15 protein-coding genes are annotated in these 18184 nt (G+C 63.6%); 13 read left to right on the plus strand and 2 right to left on the minus strand.

All coding sequences use genetic code 11. From position 1 onward, the window contains the following. Window positions 1–43 precede the first annotated feature (43 nt). From AC6JA3_RS19875 to AC6JA3_RS19930, 12 genes are all read left to right on the plus strand, one after another. On the plus strand, window positions 44–979 hold the full coding sequence (locus AC6JA3_RS19875; RefSeq protein ID WP_245232899.1) for an ABC transporter permease: 936 nt from the start codon (window positions 44–46) through the stop codon (window positions 977–979). Continuing rightward, a complete protein-coding gene (locus tag AC6JA3_RS19880) occupies window positions 976–2835 on the plus strand; it encodes a dipeptide/oligopeptide/nickel ABC transporter permease/ATP-binding protein (protein WP_497920532.1) in 1860 nt (619 codons plus the stop codon). The genes AC6JA3_RS19875 and AC6JA3_RS19880 overlap by 4 nt, the downstream gene beginning before the upstream one ends. Beyond that, complete coding sequence (locus AC6JA3_RS19885; RefSeq protein ID WP_347782075.1) at window positions 2832–3716, plus strand: ATP-binding cassette domain-containing protein; 885 nt, start codon at window positions 2832–2834, stop codon at window positions 3714–3716. Before AC6JA3_RS19880 ends, AC6JA3_RS19885 begins: the two co-directional genes overlap by 4 nt. 54 nt (window positions 3717–3770) lie before the next feature. After that, window positions 3771–5324: a GMC oxidoreductase gene (locus AC6JA3_RS19890; RefSeq protein WP_026547426.1), complete on the plus strand. Its 1554-nt coding sequence runs from the start codon at window positions 3771–3773 to the stop codon at window positions 5322–5324. A 7-nt stretch (window positions 5325–5331) separates the two neighbouring features. Beyond that, window positions 5332–5736, plus strand: coding sequence for a C-glycoside deglycosidase beta subunit domain-containing protein (locus tag AC6JA3_RS19895; protein ID WP_026547425.1), 405 nt, complete (start codon window positions 5332–5334; stop codon window positions 5734–5736). Next, window positions 5733–6626 carry a sugar phosphate isomerase/epimerase family protein gene (locus tag AC6JA3_RS19900; RefSeq protein ID WP_026547424.1) on the plus strand — a complete coding sequence of 298 codons (894 nt, stop codon included), beginning with the start codon at window positions 5733–5735 and terminating at the stop codon, window positions 6624–6626. Before AC6JA3_RS19895 ends, AC6JA3_RS19900 begins: the two co-directional genes overlap by 4 nt. Then, window positions 6623–8254: an MDR family MFS transporter gene (locus AC6JA3_RS19905; RefSeq protein ID WP_348537330.1), complete on the plus strand. Its 1632-nt coding sequence runs from the start codon at window positions 6623–6625 to the stop codon at window positions 8252–8254. The genes AC6JA3_RS19900 and AC6JA3_RS19905 overlap by 4 nt, the downstream gene beginning before the upstream one ends. A 1-nt stretch (window position 8255) precedes the next feature. Beyond that, window positions 8256–9287: a Gfo/Idh/MocA family protein gene (locus tag AC6JA3_RS19910; protein WP_026547423.1), complete on the plus strand. Its 1032-nt coding sequence runs from the start codon at window positions 8256–8258 to the stop codon at window positions 9285–9287. After that, a complete protein-coding gene (locus AC6JA3_RS19915) occupies window positions 9277–11511 on the plus strand; it encodes a glycoside hydrolase family 3 N-terminal domain-containing protein (RefSeq protein ID WP_497920533.1) in 2235 nt (744 codons plus the stop codon). The genes AC6JA3_RS19910 and AC6JA3_RS19915 overlap by 11 nt, the downstream gene beginning before the upstream one ends. Window positions 11512–11516: 5 nt before the next feature. Beyond that, window positions 11517–13163 (plus strand): DUF5597 domain-containing protein, encoded by a 1647-nt coding sequence (locus tag AC6JA3_RS19920; RefSeq protein ID WP_497920534.1) that lies wholly within the window; start codon window positions 11517–11519, stop codon window positions 13161–13163. 33 nt (window positions 13164–13196) lie between these two features. After that, entirely contained in the window at window positions 13197–14204 is a 1008-nt protein-coding gene (locus AC6JA3_RS19925; RefSeq protein WP_497920535.1) for an alpha/beta hydrolase fold domain-containing protein, read from the plus strand. A 291-nt stretch (window positions 14205–14495) separates the two neighbouring features. Further along, window positions 14496–15341 (plus strand): SGNH/GDSL hydrolase family protein, encoded by an 846-nt coding sequence (locus AC6JA3_RS19930; protein ID WP_026547420.1) that lies wholly within the window; start codon window positions 14496–14498, stop codon window positions 15339–15341. 15 nt (window positions 15342–15356) lie between these two features. On the opposite strand, the gene AC6JA3_RS19935 is transcribed toward AC6JA3_RS19930, so the two are convergent. After that, a complete protein-coding gene (locus AC6JA3_RS19935; protein WP_347782080.1) occupies window positions 15357–16502 on the minus strand; it encodes an EAL domain-containing protein in 1146 nt (381 codons plus the stop codon). Between the two features lie 234 nt (window positions 16503–16736). On the opposite strand from AC6JA3_RS19935, the gene AC6JA3_RS19940 reads away from it, so the two are divergent. Further along, on the plus strand, window positions 16737–17555 hold the full coding sequence (locus AC6JA3_RS19940; RefSeq protein ID WP_347782081.1) for a CPBP family intramembrane glutamic endopeptidase: 819 nt from the start codon (window positions 16737–16739) through the stop codon (window positions 17553–17555). A gap of 19 nt (window positions 17556–17574) precedes the next feature. Here the strand turns inward: AC6JA3_RS19940 and AC6JA3_RS19945 are convergent, their stop codons facing one another. Then, on the minus strand, window positions 17575–18159 hold the full coding sequence (locus tag AC6JA3_RS19945) for a MarR family winged helix-turn-helix transcriptional regulator (RefSeq protein ID WP_026542133.1): 585 nt from the start codon (window positions 18157–18159) through the stop codon (window positions 17575–17577). Between the last annotated feature and the right edge of the window lie 25 nt (window positions 18160–18184).

The raw sequence follows: 18184 nt of genomic DNA on the forward strand, positions 1-18184 counted from the left end.
GCCAATCCATTCATCTTCCGAAGCCCAAGGAGCTGCCGTGCTGATGTTTATCCTTCGCCGCCTGGCCTCAGGACTGGTGCTCATGTTCGTTATTTCCACAGCGACGTTCTTCCTCTTGAACCTCACGGGGCAGGACCCTGTACGCCAGGTGCTGGGGCCTGTGGCTTCGGCCGAACAAGTGGAGGCCAAGCGCCAACAGCTGGGCCTTGATGAACCGTTGATCACCCAATACTTCCAGTGGCTCGGATCGGCCGTGCGCGGAGACTTGGGCCGGTCCTGGTTCACCAACCAGCCCGTAGGGGAATTGCTTTCCCAAACACTTCCTCCCACTTTGTCCATGGTGATCGGATCGCTGATCCTCGCCGCCTGTTTCGGAACGTTGATTGGTGTTACCGCGGCGTTGCGCCGGGGCCGCCTGGATCGCGGCCTCCAGGTGGCATCCACCCTGGTCCAGGCAATTCCCGGCTTCCTGGTAGCACTGGTCCTGGCTTTGGTTTTCGCTGTTCAACTTCGCCTGCTGCCGGCCACGGGGTTCACGGCCTTCACCGACTCCCCTGGCAAGTGGCTGGCCTCCATCACGCTCCCGGTCATTGCACTGGCGTTGGGTTCCCTGGCTTCCATTGCACTGCAGGTCCGTGGATCGATGATCGATGTCATGCAGCAGGACTTTGTCCGGACGCTTCGCAGCCGGGGCCTCCCCGAGCGAAGCGTCGTGGTCAAGCATGCCTTGCGCAGCGCAGCGGGTCCGAGCCTCACCACCGTGTCCCTGATGTTCATCGTGGCCATCTCCAGTTCGGTGATCGTTGAGAAAGTTTTCAATATCCCCGGAATCGGCACCCAGGCCAACAACTCTGCCGGCCGCGGCGACCTTCCCGTTGTGCTGGGGATTGTCCTGGTCACGGTGGTGCTGGTAGTCGTCGTCAACCTCCTCGTCGATCTGGCACAAGGCTGGATCAATCCGAAAGTTCGTGTCTCATGACCGATAACCTTGTCACCGGCACCCGAAAGTCGCTGGAAGTGGTCGGCTCCGCACCCCAGGCCGACAACCTGTTCAAGAAGTTTCTGCGTGAACCTGCCGCAGTGATTTCGCTGGTGTTCCTGGTCCTGCTGGCCGTGGTTGCGGTCCTCGCACCGTTGATCTCCTCCTACGACCCCACCGCCACGCGCCTCGCTGATGTGCTCGCGCCCCCTTTCACTCCCGAGCATCCGCTGGGCGCTGATGGTGTGGGCCGCGACGTCCTGGCAAACCTCGTGTACGGCGCCCAGACCAGCCTTTTGAGTGCCGCGATCGTCATTGCCGTGAGCTTGCTGATCGGCGTACCCACCGGGCTCCTGGCAGGGTACCGCCAGGGATGGATCGACGGCGTCAGCATGTGGATCAGTGGCGCGCTCCTCTCCCTGCCGGCCATCGTGGTGCTCCTGGTGGTGCTGGCCCGAGTTGGACGCAGTACCTCACTGGCGCTGGTGGTGTTCGGCATACTGATCGCCCCCTCGGTGTTCCTTCTGATCCGTGGCTCGGTCCGGGCCGTACGGGAAGAGCTGTACGTGGACGCTGCCCGGGTCTCCGGGTTGAGCGACATCCGCATCATGGTCCGCCACATCCTTCCGGTGGTCATCACGCCCACCATCATCCAGGCGGCCCTGTTGGCAGGTGCCGGCATCGGCATCGAGGCAGGCATTGCCTTCCTTGGCCTCGGCTCCTCCGACAAAGCCAGTTGGGGCCTGATGCTCAATGACGCATCGCAGAACATCTTCAACGCTCCCTGGTTGCTGCTCTGGCCAAGTGTCGCACTGGTGTTGACCGTCATGGCCTGCACCCTGGTGGGCAACGGCTTCCGCGACGCCCTGGCGAATTACGGCTCTTCGGCCGGCCGCGCCAAGACGGCAAAGACCGCAAAGACGTCAAAGACCGCCAAGCCGGCCAAACGCACCGCTTCCACTCTGGAACCGGCACGGCCGCTGGAAAAGGCACCCGTGGACCCGGGAGACACGCTCCTGGTCATCAACGACCTCCGGGTTTCCTATCTCCGCCCCAACGGTGGGAAGGCCGACGTCGTCAAGGGCATTTCCTTGAGGGTGGAGCGCGGCCAGATCCTTGGCCTGGTGGGAGAATCCGGTTCGGGCAAATCGCAAACTGCCTTCTCGGTCCTCGGGCTCCTGCCCGGACAAGCCGACATGACTGCGGGAACCTTGAGTTTCGCCGGAGCGGACCTGCTGGGGATGACTCCGAAAGAGCGCAACCGCCTGCGCGGCGCCCGGATCGGCTACATTCCCCAGGAACCGATGAGCAACCTCGATCCCGCCTTCCGCATAGGGTCCCAGCTCACCGAGCCAATGCAGCACCACCTGGGCATTTCGGCGAAGGCCGCCAAGGACGAAGCCCTCAAGCTCCTCGCCCGCGTTGGCATTCCCGATCCCGAGCGCGTCTTCAAGTCCTACCCGCATCAAGTCTCCGGCGGAATGGCGCAGAGGGTGCTCATCGCAGGAGCGGTTTCCTGCAATCCGGAGCTCCTGATCGCCGACGAACCCACCACCGCACTGGATGTCACAGTCCAGGCGGACGTGCTGGACCTCATCCGCAGCCTCCAGGCAGAACGCGGCATGGGCGTGGTCCTGGTGACGCACAACTTCGGTGTGGTAGCCGATCTCTGCGACCAAGTGGCCGTGATGCGCAACGGAGAAATCGTGGAAGTAGCCGCAGTCAATGACCTGTTCGCGAACCCCCGGGAAGAGTACACGCGCCTCCTCCTGGACTCTGCGCTCGATTCGACGTCGGACACTCCGGGCCACCACCCCATCGACCCCCTGACCGCCGAGACAGAAGGTGCACGATGACTTCCGTCAGCCAAACCCCAACCCTCGCAGAGCCCCTCCTGCGGATCACTGACCTGACCGTGGACTACAAGGTGGGCGGGTTCGGCCGCAAACGCACATTCCGGGCCTTGCAAGGGGTAAGCCTGGACATCAAGCCCGGCGAAACCCTGGGGCTGGTGGGCGAGTCCGGCTCGGGCAAATCAACAATCGGCCGTGCCGTGCTGGGCCTGGCTCCCGTGAGCGGTGGAGACATCCATTTCGATGGCAGGTCCATCACCAAGCTCAACAAGAAGGAACGCCGGGCCCTGAGCAGCGATATCCAGGTGGTGTTCCAGGATCCCTACACCTCCCTGAACCCTTCAATGACCATCAGCGACATCTTGTCGGAGCCCATGCAGGTATCGGGCACCTCCAGGGCTGATGCCCAACGGCGGGTCCGGGAACTCCTGGATGTGGTGAATCTGCCCTCCAACGCCAGCACCCGCTACCCCCGGGAGTTCTCCGGTGGCCAGCGGCAACGCATCGCAATCGCCCGGTCCTTGTGCCGGAGTCCCAAGCTCATTGTGTGTGATGAGCCCGTCAGTGCACTTGACCTGTCCACCCAGGCGCGGGTCCTCCAACTGTTCGCCAACATACAGGAGCAGACCGGTGTTTCGCTTTTGTTCGTCACGCACGACCTCGACGTGGTGCGGCATATCAGCCAGCGCGTCGCGGTGATGCGACGCGGAGAAATTGTGGAGGCAGGAGCCACGGACCACGTTATTGCCCAGCCGGACCACGCTTACACCAAGGCCCTCCTTCTCGCCTCGCCCATCGCCAACCCGGCCCGCCAAGCCGAGCGTCGTCGGGAACGGCGCCTGTTTCTCGACACTCAACCCGCACTTTCCACAAATGCCGGCTGAGTAATCCCCCAAGGGCCCTGGTGCCCTCCCTCCTACAGACTCCTGGAGAACAGCATGACCACCACAGCAGTACCTTCAGCGCGCCCTTATCCAGCCCGCGTCGACGTCGCAATCATCGGAAGCGGCCCCGCCGGTGCAACGTATGCACGCATCCTTTCCGAACTCAGCCCCGAGGCATCCATTGCCATCTTCGAGGCCGGTCCAACCATCAGCGATCCCCCCGGTTCGCACGTGAAGAACATCGCCAGCGTGGAGGACCGCGAAGCCGCCCAGCGCCGTTCGGAAGGAAAAGTCAGTGCCGTGCCAACAGGAGGGGACCTCGCTGAGTATGCCCGCGATGTTGCCCGGCCGGTGCGGCCAGGCACTTTCCTCCTCGACGACGGTTGGCAGCAGCCGGGCGAGGCCGGACTGCCAGGCCTTGCCTTCTCCAGCAATGTTGGCGGCATGGCAGCGCACTGGACCGGAGCATGCCCCCGCCCCGGTGGAAGCGAGCGCATCGCCTTCCTCCCGGACATGAATGAGCTCCTGACGGAGGCAGAACGCCTCCTCTCCGTGAGTGCTGAGGCCTTGGCTGACGCTCCGCTGGCCGACCTCGTCCGCTCGCGGTTGTCCGCAGCGCTCGACGGCGGCCGCGCACCCGGGCGTCAGGTCCAGCCCATGCCGCTGGCGGTCCGCCGCACCGATGACGGCCGGTTCATCTGGTCCGGAGCGGACGTGGTGTTCGGCGACGAAACGCGAAACAATCCCCGGGCACAGTTGTTCGACGAAAGCGTTGTCGTCCGGGTGCTGACCGCCGGGAACGAGGTCAGCGGCGTACGGGTGCGTGACGACAAGACCGGAGACGAGCACGAAATTGCGGCCCGGTACGTCGTGGTTGCCGCCGATGCCCTGCGCGGCCCGCAGCTGCTGTTCGCCTCCGGTATCCGCCCGGAAGCACTGGGCCGTTACCTCAATGACCAGCCGCAGATTGTCCACGCTGTCCGGCTGACCGGCGTCGGGGACGATACTCCGGCGGCCTCCTCACGCGACACCACCATCACTGCCCAGAGCGGTGTCAGCTGGGTGCCGTTCACCGATGAGCAGCCCTTCCATGGGCAGGTCATGCAGCTCGATGCCTCGCCGGTGCCGATCTCAGGTGACGTCATCCCGGGTTCGATCGTGGGGCTTGGATGGTTCTGCGCCAAGGACCTTCAGGCCTCCGATCGCGTTGAGTTCTCCGAAGACACCACGGACGCATACGGGCTGCCTGCGATGAACATCCACTACACCTTCACCGAACGTGATGAGCAGACGCTGTCTGCTGCGCGCGAATCGGTTGTAGCCGCTGCGCGGTCCCTGGGCGAGCCGCTCGGGGAGGAACCGCTCACGTTCCCTGCCGGGGCCTCTCTGCATTACCAAGGCACCTTGCGCATGGGTACCTCCAACGACGGAACTGCCGTTTGCGATCCCACCGGGCAGGTCTGGGATGTCAGGGGCTTGTTCGTTGCCGGCAACGGTGTCATTCCGACCCCCACGGCCTGCAACCCCACCTTGACCGGTGTGGCCCTGGCCGTCGCCGGCGCACGCCATATTGCTGAATCAATCAACACCACGTCAACAGAGAAGTGAGGAAAACATGGTCCTCGAACGAGAACTGATCCAAAGCCGGGGCTTTCGCAACGTCCAGGAAGGAACGGACACGGTGGGCTTCGAAATAGCCCTGCGCATGCCCAATTACCGGGGCGTCTGGGGAAGCCTCATCGACGGCGTGGCTGTCACCGTAGACGGCCAGGAATGGAGCCGGGAAGTACCGCGCTGGACACTCCAGGGACGAACTTTCAGCATCCAGGAACTGCGCCGGTCCACCGATGTCCGCTGGCAGCTCGATGAACTGGCCACCGTCATGGTGCCGCTCGCAGGCGGCCTGGCCGTAGGTGTCCACGATGTGCGCGTTGATATCGCGCTGCACGCACCCTACATTCCAGCTGAATTCCAACCGTCAATTTTCACGTCCCAGCGAAAGGTCACGGTCCTCGCATGAGCAACCTCAAGTACGGCGTCTCCCTCTACAGCTACACCGGTGATATGAACACCGTCCTCACCCTCGAAGACGCCATGGCACAAATAGCTGACATTGGCGCCACCGGGATCGAGATCCTGGGCGAAGGTCACGTGCCCAACTATCCGGAACCGTCCACCGCGTGGATTGACCAATGGTTCGGGCTGCTCGAAAAATACCAGCTGGAGCCTACCAACTACGGGTCCTGGATCGATTCCAGCATGTGGCGCCACCGTGACCTCACAGCTGATGAGGGTGCTGTGATGCTTGCCCGCGATCTCCGGCTGGCCCATCGGCTCGGATTCACCTCGGTTCGCCCCAAGATCGGTGTGGTGTCCATGGACCTGCGCCCCCATCCGATCTGGGAAGAGGTGATCGAACGCAATCTGGACCTGGCAGCCGAGCTGGACCTCATCATTTGCCCGGAAATCCATGCGCCCACTCCCATCAAGCACCCGGTGGTGGACGAGTACATCGCCTTCATCGAGCGGACCGGGTCGAAGAACTTCCGCCTGCTGATCGATACCGGCATCTTCCAAAGGGCAATCACCACCGCCAAGCATGACGGCCTCAGCGAAGAAGCACAGGAGGAAGGCTGGCGTAAACCCCTCGCCGTCCCGATGTCGGACCTGGTGGATGTCCTACCCTACGTGTCGTTCATCCAGGCGAAGTTCTTCGACATTGACGAGAACCTCGTTGACGGCCAGATACCGTGGCAGGAGATCCTTCAAACCTTGAAGGACAACGAATGGTCGGGCTACCTGTCCAGCGAGTATGAAGGTGACCGCCTGCCGTACCGTTCCATCGAACAGGTGCGCCGGCAGCATGCCCTTCTCCGCCAATTGGACGCCGGAATCGCCGGGGCGCCGTGACCGGAGTCCGCAACAGCACCAGCACCAGCACCAGCACCAAAAGGCTCCCGATCTCCGCCACACGCCTCCGGCTCCTCATGGCAGCGCTCCTGGCGGTGTCATTCCTTGGAGCCCTGGACCACACCATCGTTTCGACGTCATTGGCCACGGTGGCCGGCGAGCTTGGCGCCCTCCAGCACATGAGCTGGGTGGTGGTGGGCTATACGCTGGCCAGCACTGTCCTGCTCCCGGTGCTCGGAGGGCTGGGCGATCGGGTCGGCCCGCGGCTGGTCTTCCTGGCTGCGCTGGCCGGCTTTGTTGCTGCGTCGTTCCTTTGTGGCTTCGCGCATGACATGACGCAGCTGGTTGCGGCCCGGGTGTTCCAAGGCATGAGCGCCGCCGGCCTCCAACTGATGTCGCAGACGATCGTTGCCGAGGTCACCACGCCGAGGCAACGCCCGCAGTACCTCTCACTCATTGGAGCCGCTTTTCCGGTGGCAATTCTGATCGGGCCGCTCCTGGGAGGCCTGATCACGGACAACTGGGGGTGGCCCTGGGTCTTCTGGATCAATGTCCCGGTGGGGTTGGCCGCACTTGTCCTGGCGTTCATCGCCGTTCCGCACATCGAACCGGCAGGCAAAAAACGGTTCGACGGCGTTGGCGCACTTTTGCTTACAGCTGTCCTTGTGGCGGTGGTTCTGGCAGTTGCGTGGTTCAGCTCGGCAAACTCCTGGGCGTGGATCGCAGTGGGTGCCGGCGCCGCGGCGCTGGCGGGCCTGATCGCCGTCGAGCGTGGCCAACGCAACCCGATCATCCCGGTCCGCCTGTTCCGCAACCGTACGTTCAGTGCGGGTGTGGGTCTCTCGGCTGTCATGGGTGCCGGGCTCATCTCGGCCACGGCGTACCTGCCAACATATTTCCAGATGGCTTATGGCGTCAGTGCCACCATTTCAGGGTTGGTTCCCATCGCCACCGTGCTTGGCATGTTGGTGGGCAACCTTCTGACCGGTTGGCTGGCATCGCGGACGGGCCGCTACCGCGTCTTTCCGCTGGTCGGGACAATAATGGGAGCGCTCGGGCTTGGGGCCATGTCCTTGCTCCCGGCGGGCGTCCCGCTATGGGTTCCGGCGTCGATCATGGCGTTCGTGGGCCTGGGCACGGGAGCGTTCATGAGCCTTGCCGTTGCTATCGTGCAAAGTGCCGCACCCCGCAGTGAACTCGGCACCGCCACGGCAACTGCCGGGCTGAGCGGCCAGATCGGATCCACCATCGGATCCGCAGTCGTGGGTGGAGTGGTGGGGTTCGGTGTCGCGTCGCTGCTGCCGGCCGGGCTGGATGCCCACACTCTCACCCCGGCACTGGTCCATGCCGCCGGGCCGTCCGTGCAGGCAGAGATCGCCTCGATTTACCACGACGTGTTCTCTCCCGTTTTCCTGTCCCTGGCGGGCGTCTACGTCCTGGGCTTCATTGCCGCGCTGTTGCTGCCCAATGGACGCCTTTCCGATGAACCCGCGATCCCGGCAGAGGACTCTGGTCTGGACGGCGCTGCTGGTCTGGACGGCCCTGCCGATCTGAACGGCCCTGCCGATCTGGAGGACCCTGCCGATCTGGACAGGGCTGCCGATCTGGCACTGGAAGCAAAGGAATGACGTGCCCAACAACAACACCGTGAGATGGGGGCTCGCCGGCACGGGAACCATTGCCCGTGAATTCGCGCAGGCCCTTGCCGACGTCCCCTCTGCCTCCCTGGCTGCTGCAGCGTCCCGGACCGCCGCGGCCTCAGGGAAGTTCTGTTCCGAATTCGGCATCCCCAAACAGCACCTGTCCTTCCAGGACCTTGCCCATGACCCCACCATCGACGCGGTGTACGTTTCCACCCCTGCAGGATTGCATCACGAGCATGCCAGGCTGTTCCTGGAGGCGGGCAAACACGTCCTGGTGGAAAAACCCTTTACGTCCACCCACGCCGAAGCCCTCGATCTGTCCCAAACCGCCAAGCGAACCGGGACAGTGCTGATGGAGGCCATGTGGTCCCGGTTCCTTCCTGCGTTCGTTGAGCTGAAGCGGCTGGTGGACGACGGTGCGATCGGAAAGGTCCGGAAGGTTGAAGCGTCCTTCGGTTTCCCGATTCCGGAGGCTGGGCCGCGGGCGCGGCCACAGTTGTACGATCCCGCCCTTGGCGGCGGAAGCCTCCTGGAGATGGGCGTCTACCCTGTTCAGCTCTCGCACTGGCTCCTGGGCGATGAACCGGCCGTCGCCGCGTTCGGCCGCAGCAGCACCAGCGGGGTGGACCTGGACGCGACGGCGCTCTTGTCCTTCAGCGACGGTGCAACCGGATACATCAGCTCATCAATGTCCACAGTGCTGCCCAATAACGCACGGGTACTGGGGACCGAAGGCATCATTGAACTGCCGGCCCCGCATCATTGTCCCAACGAGCTGACCGTTTCTCGCTACAACCCCTCAGGGCCGGGACTCCAGCAGTCCCACACCATTCACGCGCCCATTGTTGGCGGCGGACTCAGGTACGAAATTCTCGAGTTCCATGGGCTTATCGAAGCCGGCAAACCCGAGGGCACCGTGATGCCCCTGAGCGACTCCCTGGCCATCATGCGCACACTGGACCTCATCAGGCACCAGATCCACCAACCGTCCCAGGAGGATCCTCACCGTGAAAGTTAGAGTACAGCCGGAACAGATCCTGGCATCAATGACCTACGCCGAGAAGCTCGCGCAGCTCCAGATCGTCTGGAGGCCCGACTCCGCAGAAGCGGGGGACCTTGCACGAAGCGGTGCCGGTGCGCTTTTCTGGCCCCCGTCGGCGAAGGCCACCAATGACCTCCAACGGATCGCCGTTGAGGAGAGCCGGCACGGCATCCCGCTCCTCATCGGCCTGGACGTTGTCCACGGACAGTTCACCATCTTCCCCACCCCTTTGGCGCAGGCGGCCAGCTTTGATCCCGAAGTCGCCGCAACAGATGCCAGGCTCTCTGCCAAAGAAGCCCGGTCCAGCGGGGTCAACTGGACTTTTTCACCCATGATCGATGTGTCCCGGGACCCGCGCTGGGGACGCGTGGTGGAAGGGTTCGGCGAAGACCCCTTCCTCAACGCCGTCTTCGGGGAGGCCAAGATCCGGGGGTACCAAGGTGGGGACCTTGCGTCGAATACCTCCATAGCCGCCTGCGCCAAGCACTTTGTTGGCTACAGCGCGGCAGAAGGAGGCCGCGACTACAACACCACGGACATCTCTGTTCAACGGCTCCGCAACGTGTATCTTGAGCCATTCAGGGTCGCGGTCAAGGCGGGGGTTGCCAGTGTCATGGCGAGCTTCAATGCAGTTTCAGGGGTGCCGATGCACGCCAACCGGGAGATGCTCACCACTGTCTTGAAGGACGAGTGGGGACACGCCGGGATCGTCGTTGCTGACGCCGGTGGCGTCGGCGAACTGGTTGAGCATGGCGTCGCCGCCAACGCGTCCGACGCCGGGCGGCTGGCACTTTCCGCCGGGCTCGATGTGGAGATGGGCGGCTCGTTGCTGAGCGGGGGTGAGCCCCTGATCGAGGAGGGCGCGGTGGATCCCGCGCGCCTGGACGACGCCGTACTCCGTGTGCTGCGGCTCAAGGAAGCGCTGGGCCTGTTCGAGAACCCTTATGTGGACGAGTCCGCAGCCGCAACCGGTCCTGATGAAGCCTCCCTGGCGGCCGCCAGGGCCACTGCCGCGCGTTGCACCGTCCTGCTGAAGAACGACTCCGACGTCCTGCCGTTGAAGCCAGGTGGACAACGCGTCCTGGTGGTGGGTCCTTACGCTGAAAGCAAAGACCATCTGGGCGCGTGGGTGCAGTACTTCGCCAGCCCCACCACCACCTCAATTGCCGAATCGCTCGCCGCAGCCCTGCCGGAGTCCGTAGTGACCACCTTGCCCGGTGCCACCTTCTTTGATTCCGATCCCGGCCTTCAGGCTGAAGCAGCTGCTGCCGCCGCTGAAGCGGACCTGGTGATCGTCGCCGTCGGGGAACCCAGTGACCTTTCCGGGGAGGCGAGCTCGCGGAGTTCATTGGACCTGCCGGGAGACCAGGAAAAATTGATCCATGCCATTGCCGGCTCGGGCACCCCATTTGCCGTAGTCCTGATGACGGGCCGTCCGTTGGTGGTCAGCGGATGGATTGACCAATGTCCTGCCCTTCTCCTGGCATGGCACCTGGGCACAGAGGCCGGAAAAGCGATCTCGGATGTCCTCACCGGCACTGTCAATCCCGCCGGCAAACTTCCCATGTCTTTCCCGCGATCAGTGGGTCAAGTGCCCGTCTATTACAACCACGAATCAACCGGCAGGCCCGCCCGCACGGGAGGCTCCCTCGCCCACCAACGGCCGGACGTGGGGCTGACCGGTCCCAACAACACCGATGACTACTTCAAGTCCAAATACCTGGACCTGGAGTTGGGCCCGCAATTCGGCTTCGGATACGGGCTTGGCTACACCACTTTTGAGCTGGAGTCGTCCCCGGACCAGGAACTATCACTGACCCTGGACGAGCTCAAAGCCGGAGCACGGCTCTCTTTCACAACCATCCTTCGCAACACCGGATCAAGGGACGGCGAAGAGGTGGTCCAGCTCTATGTCTCCGACCTCCTGGCAAGTGTGACCCAGCCCGTCAGGCGTTTGCGCGGCTTCAAACGCGTGTTCGTACCTGCTGGAGAAGAACGGCGGGTGTCACTGTCCGTGGGCTTCGATGACCTGGGGTTCTGGACCAACGATCCCGGGACCGGTTACGTCGTGGAGCCAGGTTCCTTCCGGATAGGAATTGGCGACGGCACTGCCACCCAGCTGTTCGACCTCATGGTCACACCCCCTTCCCCAGGTTTCCCTGCAGACATCCCTACCCGGCCCTCAAGCATTAAGGACTGATCACCATGCCACACCAGAACCTCCCGCACCTCGAACGCACAGGCAGCCACACCCGCCTCATTGTGGATGGGAAGCCGTTCCTCTGCATCGGAGGCGAACTGCACAACTCGAGTGCATCAAACCGGGATTACATGTCGCCCATCTGGGAGAAGCTGGCAAAGGCCGGAATCAATACCGTGATCGCTCCTGTGTCCTGGGAACAGGTGGAACCAGTGGAGGGGGAACTCGACTTTTCGATCGTGGACTGTCTGGTGGAGGACGCCCGGTCCACCGGCGTCCGCCTGGTCATGATCTGGTTCGGGGCCTTCAAGAACGCTTTCTCCACCTATGCCCCCAGGTGGGTTCGGGCAGATCGTGAACGTTTCCCTCGCGCTGACAGGGGCGCCAAACCCCTGAAGACACCCTTCTCCTACCCCGGGTCCATGCCGCGGCCAAGCTTGTCCGTCTTCTCCCGGGACCTTTTCGAAGCGGACCGGGCTGCCTACGTTGCCCTGTTGAAGCATGTGGCCACGATCGATCCGGACCACACAGTCATCATGGTCCAGGTTGAGAACGAAGTGGGCCTGCTGGGTGCGGGAAGGGACCACAGTCCGCTCGGCGAGGCCGCATGGAACGCACCGGTCCCTGAGAAATTGATTGCTGCGGTTTCCCAAGCTCCGGAATCCTTTGACCAGGAGTTTGTGGAGGCCCTTGGCTTCAGTCCGGACAGCAGCAAAAGCTGGGCGGACTGCTTCGGCGATGACAACCCTGTTGCTGAGGAAACCTTCATGGCGTGGGGATTCGCTTCCTTCGTAGGAGGTTTGGCGGCTGCTGGAAAGGAAGTGCTGCCCCTCCCCGCGTACGCAAACGCCTGGATCGGCCCGCAACGTGGCCAGGACCTGCCCGGCCAGTACCCCAGTGGGGGACCGACGGCCGGCATGGTCCCGGTCTGGCGGGCTGCCGCGCCGGCCCTCGACTTCCTGGCACCGGATATCTACGTTCCCAACGCAGAGGAGGTCATGCGCCAATATGCCTCCGCTTCCAATCCGTTGTTTATCCCGGAAGCGCGTTTCCGCGCCGGAGATGCATTCCTGGCAATTGGCGGCTTCGGAGGCCTGGGCTACAACGTCTTCGGCGTGGAAGAAGGCAGGGAAGGCAACCAGTTCAGTGCAGCCTGCTCCATCATTACTTCCCTGACTCCGGAGATTGTGGACGCCCAGCGCGACGACCGGATCTTTGGTTTCGCCCTTGACCCGGACCAGGAGTCCCTCAGTACCACCGTGGCCGGTACCGACATTACTGTCCGTAATTCAAGGAAGCTCCTCGAAGGCATGCTCCTGGACGCAGGTGTGCGGGTCCCCCCGGCGCCGGAACTCCTGGAAGAAACCGTGGCCGCCACCCATGGCCCCACTCCGGGGGACGCACGTCCCTTCGGGATGGTCCTTGCCATCAATCCCACTGAATTCATCGTGGTGGGCCAGGGGGCACAGGTGGACTTCCACAAAGCCGGTTGCGACGTTGAGCTTGACTCTGTGAGGGAGTTGACCGCTACCGGCTCCGGGCTGAAGGAAGGACGGTTCCTTAACGGGGACGAACGCCTGGAGATCCTCTCCGACAAGCACATCACCGCCGTGAGGGTCCGTATCCTCGTCAACGCCGAGATCCAGCCGTAAGCACAAGGACGCAAGCACCAGGAAAGGAACTCCATGCCGTTTCACCCTGACATCGCCGATCGGCTGCCCTTGCTGGACGGAATCCCATCATTGGAAGCCGGGCTCAGCGATCCGTCCATGAGGGCGCAGATGGAGGCCTTTGACGCCTACCCCGATGCGCCTCCCCCACCAGCTGCCACCACCCGGATGGTTTCCGTGCCCGGCCCCCACGGGCCGGTTCCCGTCCGCATTTACACCCCAGCAGGGCAGTCCCCCGCAGGACAGTCCCCTGCAGGGCAGTCCCCCGCAGGACAGTCCCTGGACACTCGTCCAGGACACGCACTGGTGTGGATGCATGGCGGTGCCTTCCAATTCGGGGACCTGGACACCAAGGAGGCCGACTGGACTGCCCGTCAATTGGTCCAACGGGCATCGGCGACGATCGTCAGCGTGAACTACCGGCTGGCAGTTAACGGCGTGCACTACCCGGTGCCCCTTGACGACGTCGTGGCCGCCATCCGATGGGTGCAGGCAAACATGGTGGAATTGGGCATCACGTCGCTTTCCCTCGGCGGTGCCAGCGCCGGTGCCAATCTGGCCGCTGGCGCTGCCCTGAGGCTCCGGGATGAGGACAACTGGGTGCCGGACCAGCTTGTGCTGGTGTATCCGTTGATGCATGCCGTGCCTCCTGCGCCCTCGGCCTCGCTCAGGACCGCATTATCGGAACTGCCGGACGCCATGCGGCTCACGCCGCGGATGATCGACTCTGCATCGGAGAACTATCTGGGAACGTCAAGCGATGTTCCCGCTCCCGGCTACGCCATGCCCGCCAACGCAGACCTGGACGGTCTCGGACCAACCTTGGTACTGAACGCCGAATACGACGAATTACGGGCTTCCGGTGAGGCGTTCAGTGCCTTGCTTGCCGCCTGCGGCGTGGACGTGGAGCAGGTCAGGATTCCGGGAATGCTGCACGGCTTCCTGAACCTGCCGGCAACTTTCGCCCCAGTGAACCAGGCACTGGAACGAATCGCAGACAGGCTGCGCCCGCGGGGTCGGTAACGTCAACTTCCGGAGCGGCCCCGCCGTTCCCGGGGCAAGAGCCGCCTGCCGCCGTCGTACTCCTGCTGGGAAGGCACGACGACGGCGGGCGCCCGCCGTTCCCGCGCGCAAAAGCCGCCTGCCGTCGTCGTACTCCTGCTGGGAAGGCACGACGACGGCGGGCGGCTTCGGCGCGAAAGTCCCAGGCAGGCAGTTGCTGGCAAACCGGAGGGGCGTCGGGAGCCGGCAAACCCGCCGGAAATCCCCGCAGCACCCCTTGGATCCAGGCCTTGATCCGCGCACTATGGGGAGATGAACGCTGGCCGGCACCCGTGGAGCCGTTATGTGGCGTTGGGTGACTCCTTCACCGAAGGCTTGGGCGATCCCGAGCCACGGAGCCCCGGCGGCCTTCGCGGCTGGGCGGACCGGGTTGCCGAGGAACTAAGCGTCGGCCATCAGGACTTCGCGTACGCCAACCTGGCCATCAGCGGGAAGTTGCTCCACCAGATCCTCGAGGAGCAGGTTGGACCGGCACTGGCCTTGAAACCGGACCTCATCACCCTCAACGCCGGCGGCAATGACCTGCTTTTCCATAGGAGCGATCCCGACAAATTGGCCCTGGAACTGGACGCCGGCGTGGAAACGCTCGCCTCCACCGGCGCCACGATTGTCCTGTTCACCGGGCCGGACTGGGGCGCCACCCCGGTGTTGGGGCTGGCCCGCGGCAAGGTGGCCATCTACAACGAGAACATCCGGGTGGTGGCCGCCCGCCATGATGCCGTGGTGGCCGATCTTTGGGCATTGCGGCAACTCACCGACCCGCAGATGTGGGACCCGGACCGGCTCCACTTCTCCCCGCTGGGGCAGCACACCATCGCCATCATGGTGCTCGACACCCTCAACGTCCACCATTCCCTGGAGCCCTTGATTCCCAAACAGTTGCCCGAGCGCAGTTGGCGCCAGGCACGGGCGGGCGACATCGTCTGGGCCCGCGAACACCTCGTCCCCTGGGTGGTGCGCCGCCTGAGGCATCACAACGACGACGACGGCAGGCACCCCAAGCGGCCTGAACCGGGGCCGGTCTTCGGCGCCGGGATGCTTCCCGGAACTTTCGTGGGCAGCGATCCCCACAACATGCCAGGGGGCGCCCTGAAGTAAGCCCCCGGCTTCACGTCAGCTTGCCGGTTGGGCTTCTGTCTGTGCCCGGATGCTCCACGCCGACCAGTCGAGGGGATGAACCGAAGGACGTCCAAGGAGGTATCCCTGTGCGGCCGTGATCTTGAGCGCCGTGACTTCCTCAAGTTCTTCAGCCGTCTCAACGCCAACGGCAATGACTTCGGCCCCGATTTCCCGTGCAAGCTCAACAATCGCCTTGGCCCGGACTCTTTGGCCTTGGCTGCTTTCGATGCCTTCGATCAGGTGGCGGTCCAGTTTGATGATGTCCGGGCGCAACTGTTCCACCCTTTCCAGGGAAACCAATGCCGCTCCGGAAGCGCTGATGGCCAGGCGCAGGCCCAAGGCGCGCAGCGGGCCAAGTCCCTCGCGGCCGGTTTGGCCTCCGACGTCGGCAAGGCTGCCTGTGAGTTCAACGATGATCCGGTCAGGGGCCAGTGCCGCGGCGGCCAGCAGGTTCCGGACCCGGGGATCACTTGAGGTTGCCGGGGTGAGGTTGAGGGCCACGGACATGGTGTGGGGAACGTCGTGCGCCGCGGTAAGGGCACAGTGGAGGGCTGCGATCTCCAGCTCGGTGCCCAGCCCCGCAGCAGCAGCCTCACTGAACCAGACATCGGCTCCGGCGCCGTCTTCACCGACAAACCGGGTGAGCGCCTCCACGCCCACTACCTCGCCGTTGGGCAGGGCATGGACGGGCTGGAATGCTGTCAGCAGGAGTTTGTCCGCAAGGACCGATTGGATTCCTTCGCGGACCTCATGGCTGACGGGGACCGATACCGTACGAGCCGCGTCTGCGGATTCCAGATGCACGCTGGCGGACTCGAGGTGAACCGGCACGGTGGACGCCGGTGGGGTCTCTTTGCGCGTTTCCAGCAAGTGCTCCAACAGTGCCCGCCGGGGGTCCTCGGGATACGCCTCAGTCAAGGCGCGGAGCCTGGTTCTGGCGGCTTCGCTGCGGGGCTCGGTGTCGGCAAGGATGGAGTCGATAATCTCCTCCACCTGCTCCTGCATGGTGGCATCAGCAGGTGGTGCCTCAGGCGTTTCAGTGTGTGGTGACGCTGCAGCAGGTGGTGACGCGCCGGCGTCGTCAGGGAGCGCGGAGTCCGCACCGCCATCCGGTGAAAGAGAGCCCTCTTCTTGAGCCATCAGCTATTCCTTTATGTGTATCCCCCGCTGGCAGAGCCAGACAACTACAAGACCGGCCCATGTGTGGGCCCTGTCACGAATAATACAGAAGAACACTTCGCCGTTGTGTCGCCGCCCCTCCGGAAGCGCAAAACCGGTGCGAGCAAAAACCCGCGCGCGCAAAAACCGGTGGAGGCAAAACCCATGCAGGCAAAACCGGTGCCGTCCAACCACCGGCCCTGAGATGCTTAGGGGGTGACGTCCCTTTCAACGGAAGCACCCAGGACCGCACTCAGCTGGAAACTGCTGCCGGCGGCGCTGCTTTCCCTGTCCGGCATCCCCCTCTTTGCGCTGGAAAATGACCTGCCGGGCTACGGTTTGCTGCTGGCAAGTGTTGCCACCGCCGCGGTTATTGACCGCGAATTGATGCGGCATCTGGCCTTGATCGCGGCAGGGATGACCATTTTCAGCCTGGTCCCGCTCAATGCGGACCTCAGTACGCAGCACATGGCCCTGATGGGTGGCGCGTTGGCGTTGGCAGTCCTGGTGCCGTGGCTGGTGTCCCGCTTCGTTTACCGGGAAGACATCATCAAGTTCCCCGTTAACACCGGACGGAAGTGGCCCCTCGCAGCGAAGCTGTACCTGGTGGGCGTGGTGGCGTTGGGCTACTTCATCCTGCCCGTGTACCTGGTCAGCACCGGCGTCTACCAAAACTGGCCGGACGCCTCGGATCCCGACATCTTCTGGCGGCTCTTCCTGGGCGTCAATGCCGTGGGAATCTGGGATGAGCTGTTCTTCATTTGCACCACGTTCACGCTGCTGCGCCGGCATTTTCCCGACTGGCTCGCCAACCTGCTGCAAGCCGTGGTCTTCTCCTCATTCCTGTGGGAGATCGGCTACCAGTCCTGGGGTCCTTTGCTGACGTTCCCCTTCGCGCTTCTCCAGGGCTACACGTTCAAGCTGACCAAGTCATTCACGTACGTCGTGTCCGTGCACCTGCTGTTCGACTTCGTGTTGTTCCTGGCGTTGGTGCACGCCCACAACAGGGATTGGCTGCCGATTTTCCTGTATTAGCCTCTTGCCGGTACCGGGACTACTGGATCCCTGACCATGCCTCTTCGGAGACTTCGATCTCCTGTGCCATGTCATCGAGGAAGCGCATCACGGTCCTGCGTTCATCCGGAGTGAGCCTGGCTGCAGCGAGGAACCGCTTTGCCTGCTGCCGCCCGACTGTCCGCATTGCTGCCTCGTGTGTTTCGGGAGTGATGGCGATCGCGAGCGCCCTGCGGTCCGAGGGGTGGGCGCGTCGGGTGACGTGACCCGCGCGTTCCAGCCGGTCGAGCAGCTTGGTGGTTGACGCCGTCGATATGTTCAGTCGTGAGGCGATTGCGCCAGGGGTGGCGATCACGCCGTGGTTGGCGCAGACAATCAGGTAGTGCAGCGCCCGCATGTCTGATTGGTTGAGCTTCATGTACCGGAGGGAGGCATCGGTGAGGCGCTGTTCGGCATCGCGGAGCCGCCCGAGCGCCGCCATGAGGTCGCTGATTTGCTGGACGTCCTGGTCCGAAAGTCCGGAGCGGTCCACAAGTTCCCCATGGGGATCGTTGGCGTCCAGGTGGTAGATGCCGGAGGAAACCGGGGTACCGGCTTCTTCAGGAATCTCTTCAGGACTGGACATGTTGAGTATGTTACACCTAACTTCC

The organism is Arthrobacter sp. TmtSoilC79 (assembly GCF_059739405.1).